The sequence below is a fragment of the Curtobacterium sp. MCLR17_045 genome (assembly GCF_003234405.1).
Lineage (GTDB): Bacteria > Actinomycetota > Actinomycetes > Actinomycetales > Microbacteriaceae > Curtobacterium > Curtobacterium flaccumfaciens.
Map to the genome: position 1 here is coordinate 24,555 of NZ_QKTB01000028.1, position 14,134 is coordinate 38,688.

General features: G+C 73.8%; 14 protein-coding genes. 5 read left to right on the forward strand and 9 right to left on the reverse strand.

Going from position 1 to position 14,134, the window contains the following annotated elements; genetic code table 11:
• Positions 1 to 151: 151 nt before the first annotated feature.
• On the reverse strand, positions 152 to 2,113 hold the full coding sequence (locus DEJ05_RS14755) for a LuxR family transcriptional regulator (protein WP_111110794.1): 1,962 nt from the start codon (positions 2,111 to 2,113) through the stop codon (positions 152 to 154).
• Positions 2,114 to 2,374: 261 nt separating this feature from the next.
• Here DEJ05_RS14755 and DEJ05_RS14760 point away from each other — a divergent pair, with 261 nt between their 5' ends.
• A complete protein-coding gene (locus tag DEJ05_RS14760) occupies positions 2,375 to 3,430 on the forward strand; it encodes a Dyp-type peroxidase (RefSeq protein WP_111110796.1) in 1,056 nt (351 codons plus the stop codon).
• On the forward strand, positions 3,427 to 4,233 hold the full coding sequence (locus DEJ05_RS14765) for a family 1 encapsulin nanocompartment shell protein (protein WP_111110798.1): 807 nt from the start codon (positions 3,427 to 3,429) through the stop codon (positions 4,231 to 4,233). Before DEJ05_RS14760 ends, DEJ05_RS14765 begins: the two co-directional genes overlap by 4 nt.
• 167 nt (positions 4,234 to 4,400) lie before the next feature.
• On the opposite strand, the gene DEJ05_RS14770 is transcribed toward DEJ05_RS14765, so the two are convergent.
• From DEJ05_RS14770 to DEJ05_RS14800, 7 genes are all read right to left on the reverse strand, one after another.
• Entirely contained in the window at positions 4,401 to 5,273 is an 873-nt protein-coding gene (locus tag DEJ05_RS14770) for a phospholipase (protein WP_111087403.1), read from the reverse strand.
• 297 nt (positions 5,274 to 5,570) lie between these two features.
• The gene (locus DEJ05_RS14775) at positions 5,571 to 6,026 is read right to left on the reverse strand and encodes a MarR family winged helix-turn-helix transcriptional regulator (RefSeq protein ID WP_027466277.1); all 456 of its coding nucleotides are present in this window, start codon (positions 6,024 to 6,026) and stop codon (positions 5,571 to 5,573) included.
• A gap of 176 nt (positions 6,027 to 6,202) precedes the next feature.
• Positions 6,203 to 6,853 (reverse strand): GntR family transcriptional regulator, encoded by a 651-nt coding sequence (locus DEJ05_RS14780; RefSeq protein WP_111038155.1) that lies wholly within the window; start codon positions 6,851 to 6,853, stop codon positions 6,203 to 6,205.
• 168 nt (positions 6,854 to 7,021) lie between these two features.
• Positions 7,022 to 7,489, reverse strand: a complete 468-nt coding sequence (locus DEJ05_RS14785; protein ID WP_111110800.1) for a DUF1810 domain-containing protein — start codon at positions 7,487 to 7,489, stop codon at positions 7,022 to 7,024.
• Positions 7,486 to 8,277: a YqjF family protein gene (locus DEJ05_RS14790; protein WP_163342685.1), complete on the reverse strand. Its 792-nt coding sequence runs from the start codon at positions 8,275 to 8,277 to the stop codon at positions 7,486 to 7,488. The genes DEJ05_RS14785 and DEJ05_RS14790 overlap by 4 nt, the downstream gene beginning before the upstream one ends.
• Positions 8,274 to 8,672 carry a hypothetical protein gene (locus DEJ05_RS14795; RefSeq protein WP_071405089.1) on the reverse strand — a complete coding sequence of 133 codons (399 nt, stop codon included), beginning with the start codon at positions 8,670 to 8,672 and terminating at the stop codon, positions 8,274 to 8,276. Before DEJ05_RS14795 ends, DEJ05_RS14790 begins: the two co-directional genes overlap by 4 nt.
• Before the next feature lie 95 nt (positions 8,673 to 8,767).
• Positions 8,768 to 10,036 carry a phosphopantothenate--cysteine ligase family flavoprotein gene (locus DEJ05_RS14800; protein WP_111110812.1) on the reverse strand — a complete coding sequence of 423 codons (1,269 nt, stop codon included), beginning with the start codon at positions 10,034 to 10,036 and terminating at the stop codon, positions 8,768 to 8,770.
• A 64-nt stretch (positions 10,037 to 10,100) separates the two neighbouring features.
• Between DEJ05_RS14800 and DEJ05_RS14805 the strand changes: the two genes are divergently transcribed.
• On the forward strand, positions 10,101 to 10,892 hold the full coding sequence (locus DEJ05_RS14805) for an NRDE family protein (protein WP_181440737.1): 792 nt from the start codon (positions 10,101 to 10,103) through the stop codon (positions 10,890 to 10,892).
• A gap of 330 nt (positions 10,893 to 11,222) precedes the next feature.
• Here DEJ05_RS14805 and DEJ05_RS14810 read toward each other — a convergent pair whose 3' ends face one another.
• Positions 11,223 to 12,161 (reverse strand): SDR family oxidoreductase, encoded by a 939-nt coding sequence (locus tag DEJ05_RS14810; protein ID WP_111110806.1) that lies wholly within the window; start codon positions 12,159 to 12,161, stop codon positions 11,223 to 11,225.
• Between the two features lie 112 nt (positions 12,162 to 12,273).
• Between DEJ05_RS14810 and DEJ05_RS14815 the strand changes: the two genes are divergently transcribed.
• Together DEJ05_RS14815 and DEJ05_RS14820 are read left to right on the forward strand one after the other, a co-directional pair.
• A complete protein-coding gene (locus tag DEJ05_RS14815; protein ID WP_258370552.1) occupies positions 12,274 to 13,383 on the forward strand; it encodes an LLM class flavin-dependent oxidoreductase in 1,110 nt (369 codons plus the stop codon).
• 206 nt (positions 13,384 to 13,589) lie between these two features.
• Positions 13,590 to 14,134 (forward strand): hypothetical protein (locus DEJ05_RS14820; protein WP_111110808.1); only part of this gene is annotated, 545 nt, incomplete at its 3' end.

Genomic DNA, 14,134 nt, shown 5'->3' on the forward strand with positions numbered 1-14,134 from the left:
AACGGACCGCGGGCTCGCGACGGGCCCTGCCGTTACCCCGGCGACGGGTTCCGGTGACGTTCCCAGGTCGTCCGTCCGGGGTGTCGCGGGTGACGGCGGGAGCATCCGGGGCCCACGGGGCGGGCGGCCGGCGAGGGTGTCCCTGACAGGGTCACGTCCGGGCGTCGCCCGTCGCGTCGCCTCCCAGTCGCAGGAGTGCATCCCGGAGTCCGGCGCGCGTCGTCACGCCGAGCTTCGGGAACAGCCGGTACAGGTGCCCGCTCACGGTGCGCGGCGAGAGGTACAGCTGCCCGGCGATCTGCTTGTTGGTCAGCCCGGCCGCGGCGAGGGACGCCACACGGCGCTCCTGTTCGCTCAGGTCGACCGCCTCCAGCGCCGTCGGCAGCGGACGGGCAGCACCGGCTGCGCGCAGCTCGCGTTCCGCGCGGGCCTGCCAGTCACCGGCACCGAGCACCTCGAAGGCGCGCGCCGCCATCCGGAACTGGCCCCGGGCCTCCAGGGCGTGCATCCCACGACGCAACCACTCGCCGTAGGCCAGGCGGACGCGGGCCACCTCGAACGGCGAGACGTCGCCGTCGACGCTGGCCAGCGCGTCCTCGAAGAGGGCGCGGGCACCGTGCGTCTCGTCGACGACCGCTCGGCAGGCGAGCAGCACCAGGGAGCGGCGCGGGGTCGGCTGGTCGGTGAACGCCCGTTCCGCCCGGGCCACCAGCGCGACACCGTGGTCGGCCAGGCGGAGCCGCGCAGCCGACTCCACCGCGTCGAGCAGCTCGATCGGTCCGTAGCTGCTCTCGAGCCACCGCCCCGCCCTGCCCGATCGCGTCGCCGAGCGGCTGTAGGCCTCCTCGAACCGTCCCGTCGCGACGTCGAGCGCGGAGCGGGCGTGCTCCGCAGCCCGGGCGACCAGCGGCGTGCCGTGCTGCGCCGCCCACCGTGCTGCGCGGTCGGCCTTCCGTGCCGCCTGCTCCGGCTCGCCCTGCACGGAGAGCACCAGGGCCTGCAGCGCCTCCGTCAGCGCGACGAGCGTCCCGGCCTGCCAGCGCTCGGCCGCTCGGTGCACGTGGTCGAACGCCGCCCGCGCCGCGTCGAGCCGCCCCGCCTGGTAGTGCGTCACGGCGGCACGGCACGAGCTGAAGTAGCCGAGGAGCCCGGCGTCGCCCGTCCGTCGGAGCGCCGTCTCCATGTGGTCCCGGCGCGGATCCGTCGAGTCGAGCAGCGTCCACGCGATGTGCAGTGCCACGGCCTTCCAGGGCCGCGCGTCGGCAACCGATGCCTGCACCTCGCGGTACAGCGCGGCACGCTCGTGCTCGGTCCGGCCGGAGCCGTCCACGCAGTCCTCGGCGAGCCGCAGCACCGGGTCGAGGTCGAGGTCGGCGGTCAGCGCCAGCGCCTCGTCCCACCAGGAGTCGTGCCCGCCGAGGTAGCAGAGCACGTGCAGCGTCGCGACCAGGACGTCGTCGGCGCCCGCCCGGTCGGACTCCCCGAGCGCGGCCAGGACGCTCCGCCTACCGGCGTGCACGTCACCGGACCGGACCGCCCGGACGAACTCGACCGCCGCCACCAGCGACGGATCGGGTCGGGTGCCCCGGCGGACGGCCCGTTCGGCCTCGGTGTCGACGAGACCGAAGTCCCCGGTGAAGGCGGCCGTGACCGTGACGGAGACGTCGGTCGACGGCAGCCGGGTGCCCGATCCCGCCAAGGCCTGGCCCTCGCGCACGGCGACCACCACGACCGTCCCGATGTCCCGCGCCAGTGCGGCGAGCAGATCGTGCAGCACGGTCCTGGCGTCCTCGTGGAGCGCGTCGAAGTCCTCGACGAGCACGACGCTGCGGGTGGCCCCCGGTGCCCTGGCGTCGTGCGCCCGGACGAGGGCGAGCCACGGGGCCAGCGACGCGGCCTCGATGACGGGGTCACCGCCCACCGCACGCCACCGGACGACCGTGTTCCCGTCCGCCCGGGCAGCGTCGGCGACGTCCGCGAGCGCCCGCGCCCGGGCGGACGCGTCCGGTCCGGTGACGACCACGAAGGGATCGGTGCCGCCGGACGGCGAGCGCAGCGCTCGCCCGATGCCGTCGTCGTGCGCCGGTCGTGCGTCCGAGATGCTGATCGTCATCGTCGCTCCTGGATCGTCGGTCGTCCGCCGCCCGGGAGGCCCGTGGCGGCTGCTCCGGACGCTAGCGACGACGACGCGGTCCCCACATCACCCCGTGGTCGCGCGGGCATCCCCCCTTGCGGAGCGGGTCATCCGACTCAGGCGTGACGGGGTGCCGGGTGGCGATGCTCGACGGGAGACACCCCACGGCACCGAACCGCACCGTCAGGACGGCTGCGGAGGAAAGGCGGACACCATGGCCACCGTCCACGGCGCACCCTGATGCCCGGCGCACCGGGCAGCCGCGTCCCCATCGACGCGCAGAGCGTCGACGCACCGCTGTCCCGTTCGGCGGTGTTCCTGACCCTCGACGTCGGGCCGGACGACGACGCCCTCGATGCCGTCCGCGACGTCCTCAGCGACCTCGACGGCCTGCTGAAGACGGTCGGGTTCCGCGACCTCGACGCGCACCTGTCCTGCGTCGTCGGCATCGGGGCGGTGGCGTGGGACCGGTTCTCGCCGCACGCCCGCCCGGACGCGCTGCACCCGTTCCCCGCCCTGACCGGGCCGGTCCACTCGGCGCCGTCCACCGGAGGAGACCTGCTCTTCCACATCCGGGGTGAACGCACCGACGTCTGCTTCGAGTTCGAACGCCTGCTGCTCGCCGCGCTCGGGGACCACGTCACCGTGGTCGACGAGGTCAGTGGCTTCCGGTACTTCGACACCCGCGACCTGCTCGGCTTCGTGGACGGCACGGCGAACCCGGTCGCGCAGGACCTGGCAGCCTCCGCACTCATCGGTGCGGACGACCCGGACTGGGCCGGTGGCAGCTACGTCGTCGTCCAGAAGTACCTGCACGACCTGGCGGCGTGGAACGCCCTCGGGACGGACGCGCAGGAACGCATCATCGGCCGGTCGAAGTCGGACAACGTGGAGCGGGACAGTGCCACCGAGGTCCGGCCCTCGCACAAGTCGCTCGCGACCATCGTCGACGACGACGGGGTCGAGCACGACGTCCTCCGCGACAACATGCCCTTCGGTCGACCCGGCAGCGGGGAGTACGGCACCTACTTCATCGGCTACAGCGGTGAGCTCTGGGTGCTCGAACGGATGCTGGAACGGATGTTCGTCGGCGATCCTCCCGGGACGTACGACCGGCTGCTCGACTTCTCGCGCGCGGTCACCGGAGCGACGTTCTTCGCCCCCGCACGCGATCGTCTGGTGGACCTCGCCGCGCTCGCGGCACCGCCGTCGCCGTCCGTGGTGGCGGCTCCCGACGCCACCGGTCCCGGTCTCGGCATCGGTTCACTCCGCAGCACGGAAGGGCACACGCCATGAACCACCTCCTCCGCGAACTCGCACCGTTCGGCGACGACACCTGGGCGGTGCTCGACGCCGAGGCCCGTGACCGGCTGGTCCCGGCGCTCGCCGCGCGGCGCATCGTCGACTTCGACGGCCCGCGCGGCTGGCAGTGGTCCTCGGTCGACCTCGGCCGCACCGACGCGGTGACCGGCGGGGTCGCCGACGGCATCACCGCACGGCGCCGCAGGGTCCTGCCGCTCTGCGAGGTCCGTGCGACCTTCACCGTCGCGCTCGAAGAGCTCGTGGACTCCTCCCGCGGCGCCACCGACGTCGACCTGGGCGACCTCGACGCGGCCGTGCTGCGGCTCGCGGCCCACGAGAACCGGGCGACGCTGCGCGGGTGGCCGGAGGGCGGCATCACCGGGGCCGGCCAGGCGTCGACCCAGCCCGCACAGTCGCACGACGGCTCGCCGGCGTCGTTCCGGGCCGCGGTCACCACTGCGGTCGCCGCACTCCGCGACGTCGGGGTCGCCGGGCCGTACGCCCTGGCGTGCAGCCCCCGTGACTGGGCGGACATCGTCGAGACCGACGATGCCGGCACGCCCCTGCGTGAGCAGCTCGAGGGCATCACCGGCGGTCGGGTCGAGCGGGCGCCCGGCATCGACGAGTCGCTGCTGATCAGTCAGCGCGGCGGGGACTTCGTGTTCACCGTCGGCGAGGACCTGGCCCTCGGCTACCTGGGCCACGACGGCGTCGACGTCACGATGTACGTCGAGGAGACCTTCGCGTTCCAGGTGAACACCCCCGAGGCGTCCGTCGTCCTCCGCCGGTCACTCTGAGGAGCAGGCGCGAGGAGCGGCGCGACGGGCGGGTCCGTTGCCCACCCGCGCCGACGTACGCGTCGCACGGGTGGGCTGACCGCGACCACGCAACGGACGGGAGGCCCGTGGCGGATCCGCCACGGGCCTCCCGTCCGTCTGCCGGTCGCCGTCGCGACCCGCGCCGATCAGTAGAAGTTGTTCGCCTGCGAGTGCCCCCACGCCGCGCACGGGGTGCCGTACGCCGAGCTGATGTACTGCAGGCCCCAGGTGATCTGGGTGGTGGCGTTGGTGCGCCAGTCCGCGGCGATCGTGGCCATCTTCGAGCCGGGGAGCGCCTGCGGGATGCCGGTCGCGCCGCCGTTCGCGTTGACGGCCTGGTAGTTCCAGCCGGACTCCTTGGTCCACAGGTTGTCCAGGCACTGGAACTGGTCGGCACCCCAGCCGTACTCCGACGACGCGAGCGAGCTCGCCGTGGCCTTGGCGCCGGCGACGGTGTTGCCGGCGGCGAGCTTCCGGGCGGCCTCCGCTGCCTCGGCGGCAGCCTTCCGCTCGGCTGCGGCCTTCGCTGCGGCCGCGGCCTTCGCGTCGACGTCCCGCTTGTCCTGCGTGGCGCTGGCCTGGGCGACGTCCGTGGTCGACGCGACCGTCGTCGAGATGCGGTTCGTCAGCGCAGCGCCGGACAGGTCCGGGTAGTCGCTCAGCGCGTCGACGCGCTGTTCGAGCGCCGAGGTGTCGACCTTGTGGTTCGCGGTCTGCATGACGGTCTTCGCCGTGGTGATCGTGGCGGCGGCCTGGGCGCGGTCGAGCGCGGTGCCGCGCAGAGCGGGCTCCGCGGTCGCCGAGGCGCTCGGGGTACCGGTCGGCATGCCGAGGGCCTCGCCGATGGCGGGCTGCGTGCCGACGGTCAGGGCGCCACCGGCGACGGCGAGGACCGCCGCGCCGCCGGCGATCAGCGTCGCGCGGTGCCGCAGGGCCCGGCGCATCCGGCGGGTGGGGGTGTTCAGGGCTTCACGTCGGGTCGAGGCCGTCGTGGTGGGGAGCTCAGGGGTGTGTCGCATCGGTTCCGCAGGTCGGCGGCTCGGTGGGGGAGGGACTCCTGCTCGCGCGACCGAGGTCGTGGGGCACGCCGGAGGCTGGCGGTGTCGGTGACACCGTCGGCGACGACGAGGAGTCCTCGAGCCGGTGAGGACCGGACGGTGGTGTGGGGCCCGTCCGTCCGCCGGGAGCAGCCGTGGGGTGGCTGCGGTCAGGCGGAGCCGACACCATGACCGGTCAGACTGGGCAGCGCGTCCAGGAACGCTGGCAGAACGGTCCGTCCACCGCTTGGTAACGGTTCGGTAACGGTCGTGCGGGGCCTAGAAGGTGTGAGGTTCCTGGGCGTGCTCGCCCTGGGCGACACGCTCGAGCGCGGCCAGGGCACCGGCGATCGCCTGGACGTCCGACTCGTCGAGCTCGGCGATGAGTTCGGCGACGATCCCGGTGCGGTTCGCGCGGGCCTGCTCGACCGCTTCGATGCCCTCCGGCGTGGCCGTCACCATGAACGCCCGGCCGTCGCGCGGGTCGGCCTCGCGCTGGATGAAGCCGCGCTGCTCGAGCTCGGTCAGGATGCGGGTCATCGTGGGCTTCGTGACCACCTCGATCCGCGACAGGTCGCCGGGGCGCAGGGGTCCGTGCCGCTGGATCGACGCGAGCGCCGACACGATGCCGTACCCGAGCGAGGCCGAGTCGGTGCGGGCCCGTCGGTTGATCCGACCGACCGCGGCGGCCAGGCGTGCGGCGACCTCGGTACGGTCCGTCGGGCGGGGGTTCATGTGCTGCTCCGGGTGCCTGGTTCAGGTGGTCGCCAGCGATGCTATCGGTCCGCGCGGCCCCGGGACTGGGAGCGTCACGCGCGTGGCCGGGCCACTGACCGGGAGGCCCGTGGAACGTCGACCGCCCGCCTCGCGTGGGCGAGATGGGCGATTCCTGTACGGGGGTACAGGTGGACTCAGTGCTTCTCGCCCGGCAGCTGGTGGATCGCCTCGGTCGCGAGCTCGGCCGTGACGTTGTCGCCGGATTCCGTCGCCGCCCGGAGCCGCCGGAAGTCCTCGGTCATCCGGTCCCAGTCGACCAGTTCGTCGAGGTTCGGCAGTCGCAGCCGGAACGCCAGGCCGTCCATCGTGTCGCGGCAGACGCGCTGCAGGTTCTCGTTGCCGCACTCGGCGACGTACAGGGCGAAGACGTCGAGGGCGTCGTGGTTGACGGCGGCGACCTCGTGGGCCTCGAGCTCGGTGATCGTCTTGTCGAGCTGGGCCAGGATCTTCTTCCGGCTCGCCGAACCGAGGCGCGGGACCGCGAGCCGGACCACGCCGCCGAACAGCACGCCGAGGGTCTGCATCGCTTCGATGACCTCGGCGGGGTCCGGCGTGGTGACGCGGGTGTACCGGTTCGGGGCCATCTCGATCAGGCCGGCGCGGGACAGCTGGCTCAGGGCCTCGCGGATGGGTGTCCGGGAGACGCCGAGCCACGAGATGAGCTCGTCGTCGTTCAGCCGTTCCCCGGGCAGGAGCGTGCCGTCCATGATCGCGTCGTGGATCTTGTGGCGGACGGTGTCACGGAGCAGCTGGTGCTCGGTCGGGGCGCTGCGGGGGACCGGCATGCGTTCTCCTTCGGGGGCGGCGGCGTCGGGGCGCCGGGCGAACGGGCACGGTCGACATCGCACGTGCTCGCATCACCGTACCTGATATGACAACGGCGTTGCGGTCGGCTCAGCGCGTGTCAGTGTCGACGTTCAGATGCCGGTGACACGCGTCGTGCGTCGCGTGCGTCAATCGCGTTCCGAGCGCTCTCCGAGCAAGCGGAGCGTGGCCGGGTCCTCGTCGCCGTCGTACCAGCGGTCCAGCACGGCGACGAACGGCTGCGGGTCGGTCGCGGCCCGGGCGAACAGCGTCATCGACGACCGGAGCTTCACCGCGTCGACGCCGCCGAGCAGGGCGTCGGCGGAGCGGGCGGGGGCGTCGCGTGCGACGTCGGTCGCCGTGAGCAGACGGGGCCCGAGCACCGGGTGCGTCAGGTAGGCGCGGGCTTCGACCACGCCGGTGATCGCGTAGCGCACGGCCGTGGCGCTCCGCCCCAGACCGGGCAGCTGCGGGAACACGAACCACATCCAGTGCGACGACTTCCGGCCCCGACGGAGTTCGTCGAGTGCGACGTCGTACACACCCTGCTGGGCCCGGACGAAGCGGTCGAGGTCGAACGGGTCGTCGGCCTGTGCGTGCGGCTGTGCGTCCGTCACCGGACGACCCCGCCCCAGCCGTACCGGACGGTCGTGCCGTCGACCACGAGCAGGGAGTCCGGCGCCCGGTCGAACAGTCCGGGCATGCCGACGGCGTCGGGCAGGTCGCCCTCGAGTCGGTCGAGCGTGGCCGAACGGGTGGTGAGCACCGGGTGCTGTCGCTGCCAGAACAGGGTCTGCGCCAGGTACCGCGCGTGGATGCCGGCGCGGGTGGTGAGCTCGGCGGCCAGCGGGGTGTCGACGACCTCGCCGGCGGTCACCCGCACCGAGGCCGCGTGCTTCGGCCGCACCGCACCGGTCGGGCGTTCCTGCCGGAGCGACCGCGCCCACCGCACCGGGTGCAGCGCACGGGTCGGGTGCCGGACGGACCGGTGCGCCACCGCGTCACCGCGGCGACGGGAACGTGCGTGCGCGAACGTGTACGGCACGCCGAGCAGTGCGTGCGCGGCCACGATGGCGGGCACGTTCGCGGTGTCGACCGTGCGGTAGGTCACCCCGCGCCGACCCTGGTCGTCCACCGTGAGGACCTCGATCGTGACCTCGGTCATGGTGCCGAGTCGCCCGGCAGAGGGGAACGGCGGCACCCGGGTCTCCCGGAACACGTACGCCGACAGCCCCACCCAGGCGCTGCCGTCGACCACGTCCGGACGGGTCCCGCGGGGGACGAGCCGCTGCAACGACGCCGGGTCGTGCCGCCAGTGCGCGAACACGATGTCCTCCCAGGCGTGTTGGGTGACCGGGCGGTGCAGCAGCGGCACCGCCGCCCGGGTCCACGACGGCTGGGTCACGGCTTGGGTGCGTGCCGACCGACGCGCATGCTCCAGAGGACCAGCGGCAGCTGCAGGGGGAGCCGCAGGACCCCGATCAGCCGCATCGCCCGGCTCGAGCGGGGATGGTCGAGCAGGTCGTTCGCCATCTTGACGTTCGCCGGGAACACCGCCGCGAACAGCGCCGCGGCCGCCCACCCCGAGGCGCGGCGGGTGGCGGGGAACGCGAGCCCGGCGGCGATGCCCAGCTCGGCCACCCCGGAGGCCAGCGTGGTCAGCCGCGGGGGCAGCGCGTCCGGCACGATCCGGTCGTAGTGGCGCGGGCGTAGGAAGTGGGTGATCCCGGCTCCGCCGAGGATCACAGCCAGGATGGTGGCCGTGCGGTTGGCACGTCGGATCCGCTCACGTCGTCGCATGCGCCCCATCGTGCCCGCTCGTCCTCGGAAGCAGCCGGAGACGCTGCTCACGTCAGTGTGCATTCACGTCAGTGCACATCCACTGCAGTGCGCATTCACGTCAGTGCGGTCGCGACGAGGTCGAGGACCGCCGTCGCCACCTCGGCCTTCGTGCCGGAGGTCTCGCGGACCACCTCGCCACCGGGCACCAGGACCTCGATCGCGTTCTCCTCGCGCTCGAAGCCGGCCGACCAGCCGACGTGGTTCACGACGAGCAGGTCCGCCGGCTTCCGGCTGATCTTGGCGCGCCCGAGCTCGATCCGCGCGTCGCGGTCGGGCTCGGTCTCGGCAGCGAACCCGACGATGATCTGCCCGGTCCGCCGCGCCGCCACGAGGTCGGCGAGCACGTCCGGGTTCCGCACCAGCTCGAGCGTCATGCGCTCGCCCTGCGCGTCCTTCTTGAGCTTCTCGGTGAGCACCTCGGCCGGACGGTAGTCGGCGACGGCGGCGGTCATCACGACGACGTCCGCTTCGGTGGCGGCGGCGTGCACGGCCTCGGCGAGTTCGAGCGCGGACCCGACGGGCACCACGGTCGCGTCCAGTCCAGCGGTCAGCGAGCCCTCGACGTTCGCGGCGACGAGGGTCACGGACGCGCCACGACGGACGGCGTCGGCGGCGATCGCGATGCCCTGACGGCCGCTCGAGCGGTTGCCGACGAACCGCACCGGGTCGAAGGGCTCGCGGGTGCCGCCCGCGCTGACGACGACACGGACGCCGGCCAGGTCGCCCTGTTCACCACGGGCTCCGGTGCTGGACGCGGTGCCGGTGTCCGCACTGCGGCGGCCGGCCGGTGCGGGGTGCTCGTCGAGCACGGCGAGCGCTGCGGCGACGATGTCCTCGGGCTCCGCCATCCGACCGATGCCCGCGTCGTCGCCGGTGAGCGCGCCGACGACCGGGCCGACCAGGTGGACGCCGCGGTCACGCAGCGTGGCGACGTTCGCACGGGTCGCGGGGTGCTCCCACATCTGCGGGTGCATCGCCGGGGCGACCACCACGGGTGCCTCGGTCGCGAGCAGCGTCGTGCCGAGCAGGTCGCTCGCCAGGCCGTGCGCCATCCGCGCCAACGAGTCGGCGGTGGCTGGTGCGATGACGACCAGGTCGGCGCGGCGACCGAGCGCGACGTGGCGCACCTCGGCGACGTCGTCCCACACGCTCGTGGTGACGGGGTTGCGGCTGAGGGCCTCGAGCGTCGGCAGTCCGACGAAGCGCAGGGCGCCCTCGGTCGGGACGACGTGCACGTCGTGGCCGCGCTTGACGAGGTCGCGGACGACCCCGACGGCCTTGTAGGCGGCGATGCCCCCGGTGATCCCCACGATGACGGTCAGGGCGCGCTCTGCTGCTGCGTTCACCTGGCTCACGCTACCGGGGCCACGTGCGAGGATCGACGGCATGTGCACCGTCGTCGTCCGCGTCGACCCCGGGTCCGCGTGGCCCGTCACCGTGCTCGCCCTGCGGGACGAGTCGCCCGAGCGCCCGTGGGACCCGCCCGCTGCCTGGTGGCCGGACCGCGACCCGGACCTCCGTGGTGTCCGTGACCGCTCCGCCGGTGGTGCGTGGCTCGCCGCGTCCGACCGCGCCGGCCTGGCCGTGGTGCTCAACCGCGCCGAACCCGTGACGAGCGTCGACGGCACGTGGACGACCCGCGGCGTGGTGCCGGTGGATGCCGTCGCCGACGACCGGCTGCCCGGACACGACGGCACCCTGCCGACCACCCGGGCCTTCAACCTGGTGCGCGCCACGGCTGAGGGCGCCTCGGTGCTGACCTGGGACGGCGAACAGGTCCGCACCACCGACCTCGGCCCCGGCGTCCACATGGTCACGCACGGTGCGGTCGACGACCCCGCGGCGCCGCGCATCGGTCGGTGGCTCGAGGCCTTCCGCGCCGTCGACGCCCCGGCTGGCCCGCCGGTGCTCGGCCCGTTCGACGAACTCCGCACCGTGGACTCCGGTGGCGACGCCGGGGACGGCTGGGGTGGCTGGTTCGGCGTGCTGGCGGAGTCCGCGGCGCTGCCGAGCGACCACCCCGACGCGATCCTCCGCGACGTGCACGAGGCCGAGGGGCACATGACGACCCTGTCGATCGTCGCCGCGGCGATCGCGCCGGGCCGCACCGTCCTGCAGCACGCCCGCCTGACCGAACCCGGGAAGCTGGACGGGTCGGTGGAGCTGCACCGCGCCTGACGCCGGACCCGACCCGGGCCTCCCGGCCGCGCTCCGCGCCCGCGTCCGTCGCGAGACGCCGGTGTCTCGCCGAGACGCCGCCGAACACGGCGGCGTCTCGTGCGTTTCAGGGCGCCTCGAGATGACGCCGGCGTGCAGCGTGCGCTCCCCACCACCGGACGGGAGGCCCGTGGTGGAGTGACCACGGGCCTCCCGTCCGCCTGTCCCCGCGTTCTCGAGCGCGCGAGACGCCGGCGTGCCCGTCCGACGCCGCCACGTGCACGAGACGCCCCCGGATTCGGCGGCGTCTCGTGGAGCTGGAGGCGTCCTGGCGAGACGCCGGCGTCTCGGCTAGAGCGGCGGGCGCGTCCCGGTGAGGTCCTCGGCGACGGCCCAGAGCGAGCGGGCGAGGTCGGCACTCCGCGCGGACCCGGGGATCGACACGGTGGTGGTCGGACCGGTCATGCCGAACGGACCCGAGGGGCCGTAGTACGCGCCGCCCACGGCGTTCGGCCCGACCGCCGCGTACAGCAGCGGCTCGGTGCCCTGCTCGACGGCCTGGGTGAACGGCAGGGCGCGGTTGCTCGACCGCACCGGCTTCGACCGACCGAGTGAGCGTCCCGCGGCCTGCAGGTTCGTCCGGGTGTAGCCGGGGTGGGCGGCGGTGCTGACCAGGGGCACGTCGGCCTCGACCGTCAGGCGGTGCAGGTGCAGTGCGAGCAGCAGGTCGGCGAGCTTCGACTGCGCGTAGGCGCGCCAGCCGTTGTAGCCGCGCTCCCACTGCAGGTCGGCGAAGCGGATCCGACCGGGGATCGCGGCGAGGCTCGACATCGTGACGACCCGGGGTGCCTCGGCCAGGGGGCCGCCGGCGAGGGGCGTGCGCGCACGCAGCAGCGACGGCAGCAGCAGGTTCGTCAGGGCGAACGGGCCGAGGAAGTTCGTGCCGAACTGCAGCTCGAAGCCGTCGACGGTCTCGAAGCGCTCCGGCGGGGCCATCACACCGGCGTTGTTGACCAGGACGTCGATCGGACGTTCCTCGTCGACGACGCCGCCGGCGAAGCGGCGGACGCTCGCCAGGTCGGCGAGGTCGAGTTCGCGGACCTCCACGTCGGCTGCGGGGTGGGCGGCGCGGATGCCGGCTGCGGCGGTCTCGCCCTTCTCGGTGTTGCGGACGGCGAGCACGACACTGGCGCCTGCTCCGGCGAGGCGCAGGGCGGCCTCCTGTCCGGTGCCGCTGTTGGACCCGGTGACGACGATGCGGCGTCCGGTCTGGTCGGGGAGGTTCGGCATGCGGGTGACCGTACTCGTGCGGGCTGGCCGACCCCGGTCCGGGCCCGGTGCGCGCACGCCGCGGCCGTGCTATGTTGATGCAAACGCATGGAAGTGCGACCAGGAGGACACCATGAGCAACGCATTCGGCACCGACCGTCCCTCGGACGTCCCGCCGCCCGCACCCGACCGGATCGGACCGCTGCAGCTCGGCCTCGACACCTTCGGTGACGTCACCGAGCGCGCCGACGGCAGCCTGCAGTCCGACGCGCAGAGCATCCGCGACGTCGTCGACCAGGCCGTCCTCGCCGACCAGGTCGGCGTCGACTTCATCGGCGTCGGGGAGCACCACCGAGCCGACTTCGTCGTGAGCGCCCCCGAGGTCGTCCTCGCCGCGATCGCCGCCAGCACCGAGCGCATCCGGATGGGCTCCGCGGTCACCGTGTTGTCCTCCGACGACCCCGTCCGCGTGTACGAGCGCTTCGCCACCGTCGACGCCCTGTCGAACGGTCGCGCCGAGGTCATCCTGGGGCGTGGCTCCTTCACCGAGTCGTTCCCCCTGTTCGGCTACGAGCTGAGCGACTACGAGGTCCTGTTCGAGGAGAAGCTCCAGCTCTGGTCGGCCCTGCGCGGCGGCGACGCCGTCACCTGGTCCGGCACGAAGCGTGCGGGTCTGGTCGACCAGGACGTCTTCCCGAAGCTCGAGCACGGTGCCATCCCGACCTGGATCGGCGTCGGCGGCTCCCCACAGTCGGTCATCCGCGCCGCGTCGTACGGCCTGCCGCTGTTCCTCGCCATCATCGGCGGGCAGCCGGCCCAGTTCGCCCCGTTCTCGCGCCTGTACCGCCAGGCCCTCGCGCAGCTCGACCTGCCGCAGCAGCCCATCGCGATGCACTCGCCGGGCTTCGTGGCCGCCACCGACGAAGAGGCGGCCGAGCGCTACTGGCCGTACCACAAGGCCGTCACCGACCAGCTCGGCCGGGAGCGCGGCTGGCCGCCCCTCGACGCCGCCGGGTACCGCGCGAGCCTGTCGGCCGGCGGTTCGCTCTACGTCGGCTCCCCGGAGACCGTCGCCCGGAAGGTCGCGCGCAACATGCGGATCCTCGGCGCCTCGCGCTTCGACATGCGGTACGCCACGGGTCGCCTGCCGCACGCCGACATGATGCGCTCGATCGAGCTCTACGGCACCGAGGTCGCGCCCCGCGTGCGCGAGCTGCTGGCGCAGCCCGTCCCCGTCGCCTGACGGTCGCTGGCCCGTCCGGGTCCGGTCCGGTCCGGTCCGCAAAACACCGGTGTTCGCGCTCCACACCCCCCTTCGCGGGTGTTCGGAGCGTGGACACCGGTGTTTTGCGTTCAGGTTCCGGTCCGTGCGGGCGCGCGGGTGACGGCCGGGAGGCCCGGGGCGGCCGCCGAGATCGGCTCACGGGGGCCGCGGGTACGGTCCAGGGCATGTCGTCACGCCCCGACCACGCCTCCGGTCCCGCTGCTGGTCACGCCGCAGGCTCCGCCGTCGAACGCCGGTTCCGCGGCCGGATCATGGGCGTCGGCACCACCTCGGGCGTCCGGATCGTCGTCGGCATGTGGGACCGCTCGCCGTTCGGGCCGTTCACGGACGTGTTCCTCGAACTCCCCGACGGCTCCAGCGTGCTGCTCGCGCCCGACGAGATCGTCGCCGCGTACGTCTCCGGCACCTACCGCTTCGACACCGTCTCGGTCGTCGACGTCCGCGCCCGCCGCACCGCCAGCGGGCTCGAGCTGTCCGCCGGGGCACTGCAGGCCTCGATCGACGTCGGCGGCATCTCGCCGCTCGGCCGGATCCTGCGCATCGTCCCGAAGCCGATCGCCCGCGACCCGCGCTGGCTCGCCGCGATCGACCCCGTGGCACGGCTGCTCGCGCCCGGGTCCGGTACCGCGGGCTCGGCGGGCAACGGCCGGCGCGAGTACTACGGCGTCACCGGGGCGCACGACGTCACCGGGGTGCGGGGGACCTGGGC

Coding starts and splice junctions, on each gene's coding strand:
- DEJ05_RS14780 (WP_111038155.1), bottom strand. CDS start 6,853: ATGCCGGTCCCCCGCAGCGCCCCGACCGAGCACCAGCTGCTCCGTGAC.
- DEJ05_RS14770 (WP_111087403.1), bottom strand. CDS start 5,273: ATGCGACACACCCCTGAGCTCCCCACCACGACGGCCTCGACCCGACGT.
- DEJ05_RS14815 (WP_258370552.1), top strand. CDS start 12,274: ATGAGCAACGCATTCGGCACCGACCGTCCCTCGGACGTCCCGCCGCCC.
- DEJ05_RS14795 (WP_071405089.1), bottom strand. CDS start 8,672: ATGCGACGACGTGAGCGGATCCGACGTGCCAACCGCACGGCCACCATC.
- DEJ05_RS14810 (WP_111110806.1), bottom strand. CDS start 12,161: ATGCCGAACCTCCCCGACCAGACCGGACGCCGCATCGTCGTCACCGGG.
- DEJ05_RS14760 (WP_111110796.1), top strand. CDS start 2,375: ATGCCCGGCGCACCGGGCAGCCGCGTCCCCATCGACGCGCAGAGCGTC.
- DEJ05_RS14765 (WP_111110798.1), top strand. CDS start 3,427: ATGAACCACCTCCTCCGCGAACTCGCACCGTTCGGCGACGACACCTGG.
- DEJ05_RS14755 (WP_111110794.1), bottom strand. CDS start 2,113: ATGACGATCAGCATCTCGGACGCACGACCGGCGCACGACGACGGCATC.
- DEJ05_RS14805 (WP_181440737.1), top strand. CDS start 10,101: ATGTGCACCGTCGTCGTCCGCGTCGACCCCGGGTCCGCGTGGCCCGTC.
- DEJ05_RS14775 (WP_027466277.1), bottom strand. CDS start 6,026: ATGAACCCCCGCCCGACGGACCGTACCGAGGTCGCCGCACGCCTGGCC.